This is a genomic window from Pseudoxanthomonas sp. PXM04, assembly GCF_014851695.1.
GTDB classification, from domain to species: domain Bacteria; phylum Pseudomonadota; class Gammaproteobacteria; order Xanthomonadales; family Xanthomonadaceae; genus Pseudoxanthomonas_A; species Pseudoxanthomonas_A beigongshangi.
In genome coordinates this window covers 1-499 of record NZ_JACVAG010000016.1, presented here as the reverse complement: position 1 = coordinate 499, position 499 = coordinate 1, and the positions used below count along the sequence as shown (strand labels likewise).

Below are 499 nucleotides of genomic sequence, written 5' to 3'. Positions count from 1 at the left end.
CATGCATATCTCGCTGACCCTTTCGTGTCGTGCTTCTTTCTCCCTCCTTCTTCCCCTTCTTCTCTTTCCCTCTTCTTTTCTCTCTCCTCCTTCCCTCTCTCTCTCTCTCCCTTTCTTTTTCTCTCTCCTTCCTTCTCTCCTCCTCCTTTCCCTTTCTTCCTCCTCCCCCCTCCCCTCTTCGTCCTCTCCTCCTTCCCTCCTTTTCTCTTCTCCCCCTTCTTTTCCTTCCTCTTTTCCCTTCTTTTTCTCCTTTCCTTTCTTCCCCTTCTTCTTCTCTCTCTCCCCTTTTCCTCTTCCTTCCTCCTTCTCTCCTTCTCTTTCCCCCCTCTTCCCCTCTTCCCTTCTTTTTCTCCTCCCTTCCTCCCTCTCTCTCCTTTCTCTCCTCTCTTCTCTTCCCTCTCCTCCCTTCTTCTCCTCCTCCCCCTCTTTCTCCCTTCCCCTTTTCTCCTTCTTCTCTTTCCTTCCTTCCCTTCCCCGCCCCTCTCTCTCCTCCCCCGAC

Annotated in this window: 1 protein-coding gene; it reads right to left on the bottom strand. The window is 52.5% G+C overall.

Features of this window, described 5'->3' with window-relative positions; genetic code table 11:
• On the bottom strand, nucleotides 1–499 hold a 499-nt coding region (locus IB228_RS20120; RefSeq protein WP_192199657.1), incomplete at both ends, for a hypothetical protein.